Origin of the sequence: Coleofasciculus chthonoplastes PCC 7420, assembly GCF_000155555.1 — a bacterium.
GTDB lineage: Bacteria > Cyanobacteriota > Cyanobacteriia > Cyanobacteriales > Coleofasciculaceae > Coleofasciculus > Coleofasciculus chthonoplastes_A.
In genome coordinates this window covers 1-2,446 of sequence record NZ_DS989865.1, presented here as the reverse complement: position 1 = coordinate 2,446, position 2,446 = coordinate 1, and the positions used below count along the sequence as shown (strand labels likewise).

Below are 2,446 nucleotides of genomic sequence, written 5' to 3'. Positions count from 1 at the left end.
CCGATAATCGCCACCACGATCAGGAACAGTGCCAAAATCAACCCTTTCCCGATTGCTGGGAACCGCTGGATTAAGGACACTTAAATCGGTTTTGGCACCCACCACCACAAAGAAAATCGGGGTGAGGACATCTGCCACAGGTAACACCTGTTCCTCTAATTCCCGGCGTTTATCGGTTTCTGCCAGGATTAAACCAGCGGCAAATGCGCCTAAAATAGCTTCAAGTTGAATCGCGGCGGCAATGTAAGACAGAATCGCGGCAAAAATCAGGGCGGTGAGTAAAAGCTGACCCCTTGTCTTCATTTCATCCACCAAGGCGACAAAGTAGGGACCGAGAAAGCGCCCCACTAAAATGGAACCGACTAAAAAGACACCCGCACTGATGATTAGATAAATAACATTCGCGATCGCGATTTCCCCGGTTTTGGCTAAACTCGCCACCACCGCTAGCACGATGATGCCTAACACGTCGTCTAATACCGCTGCACCAATGATAATTTGACCTTCTTTAGAACTGAGACTGCCAATTTCGGCTAAAACTTTGGCGGTAATCCCAATACTGGTAGCGGTGAGCGCCGCCCCCGCAAAAATGGCTGGAACAGGCGGAACATCGAATAAATAGGTTAACCCAGCGGTTCCGGCGGCAAAGGGAACAATCACCCCCACAATGGCGACAACAGCCGCTTGTGGACCAACTCGGATCAGTTCTTGCAAATCCGATTCCAGTCCAATTTCAAATAGAAGAATCACCACCCCCAGTTCGGCTAAAACGGAGATCACCTCACTCTGAGTGTCAAACACCGACTCAGCCGCCATTGGATTTAAGCCCCCTGTACGTTCCAGGAAGCTGACAATCATGGAGCTAGCGGCATCTGATCCCGCTTCGGGAAAGACCAACAGATGCAGCGCTGAGACTCCCACAACTACCCCACCAACGAGTTCCCCCAGTACAGGTGGCAAGTTAATCCGCGCACAAAGTTCGCCACCTAATTTGCTAGCGAAGTAAATGACGACTAAACTCAGCAATACGCCAGCGAAGATTAATGAACTCTTTTCGGCTTCGCTGGTGGTGGCTTCACTGGCTGCGGCGATCAGCGATTGATGTGCCGATAGCCATCTTAAACCTAAGGGGGGAGTTAGGGAACTCACCCAGGTAGTTGCATCAGCTATAGGTTGAGAAAAAAGCATGGGTTCTATTCTACAGGGAACAGGGAACAGGGAGCTTGTAGAGACGTGCCATGGCGCGTCTGGGAGCTTGGCTACAGATTAAACTACTGAGTTGCAAAAACTGTAACCCCAGAAATGATAATGCTCTATGGTGTCAAAGTTAAGGCTTAATCTATCGGTGTTTGGAGAATTTATAAAATGACAGATCTATGTTCCCGTTTCCTGAGCCAAAAAAAGTTACAGGTGATGGCTGGGGTTTTGGGTTTAGTGATGCTCGGATGCATAAATCCGGCGATCGCGCAGGAGCGAATGCTACGAACGCTAACGGTAACCGGACAAGGCGTAGAACGAATTCCCACAACCTTGACGCGAGTCCAGTTAGGGGTTGAGGTACAAGGAAAAACAGCGCAACAGGTGCAACAAGAGGTGGCACGTCAGTCAGCGGCGGTAGTGGAGTTGCTGCGATCGCGTAATGTCCAACAACTCCAAACCACCAGTATCCAACTCAACCCTGTCTATAGCTACGAGGACAATCAGCAGCGCCTGATCGGGTATTCTGCCAGTAACACGGTCAGTTTCCGCATTCCCACAGAACAGGCGGGAACCCTTTTGGATGATGCCGTGGCTGCTGGTGCGACTCGCATCGACTCGATTAGCTTTACCGCCCCAGAAAGTGCGATCGCCACGGCTCAAAAACAAGCGCTACGAGAAGCCACTCAAGATGCCCAAGAACAAGCCGATGCGGTGTTAAATGCCTTGAACCTCACCCGTCAAGATATCGTTACCATTCAAATTAATGGTGCCACACCACCGTCTCCACCCATGCCGCTGATGAGCAGGGCGGAGTCCTTTGCCCAAAATGCTCCGACACCAGTTATTGGTGGTGAGCAAGAGGTACAGGCATCTGTCACCCTGCAAATTAGCTACTAACCTTTAGAACTCTGTCTCGCCGTAGCGATCAACGGTGCTGGGATCATTATCGCGTTTAGATCCTAATAAATCCATTCGATCCACCCTGATAACGGGCTTGTGGTAGTTGTGACCATCCCGCGTTGTTAACGGATCAATCTTCAGTGCTCCTTGAATCCCAATCAAACTTCCCTTCCGCACGTAGTTTGCCGCCACTTCTGCTGTCTTCCCCCAAATCTCTAGATTGAACCAGTCAGGCTTCTCACTGTTGCGGCTGCGACGATCCACCGCCAGTGTTAACTTACACAAAACACTGCCCGACTCGAAATACCGGACATCGGGGTCTGCGCCCACCCGACCAACTAAATAA

The 2,446-nt window shown here is 50.6% G+C and carries 2 protein-coding genes and 1 pseudogene; 1 reads left to right on the top strand and 2 read right to left on the bottom strand.

The window, feature by feature from the left end:
* Positions 1-1,188 (bottom strand): annotated as a pseudogene (locus MC7420_RS27085) (cation:proton antiporter); the annotation flags it as partial.
* A 177-nt stretch (positions 1,189-1,365) separates the two neighbouring features.
* On the opposite strand from MC7420_RS27085, the gene MC7420_RS27080 reads away from it, so the two are divergent.
* Positions 1,366-2,097: an SIMPL domain-containing protein gene (locus tag MC7420_RS27080; protein WP_006104566.1), complete on the top strand. Its 732-nt coding sequence runs from the start codon at positions 1,366-1,368 to the stop codon at positions 2,095-2,097.
* Between the two features lie 3 nt (positions 2,098-2,100).
* Here the strand turns inward: MC7420_RS27080 and MC7420_RS27075 are convergent.
* The coding region (locus MC7420_RS27075) for a single-stranded DNA-binding protein (RefSeq protein WP_006104559.1) at positions 2,101-2,446 on the bottom strand (346 nt) is incomplete at its 5' end.

Coding starts and splice junctions, on each gene's coding strand:
- MC7420_RS27080 (WP_006104566.1), top strand. CDS start 1,366: ATGACAGATCTATGTTCCCGTTTCCTGAGCCAAAAAAAGTTACAGGTG.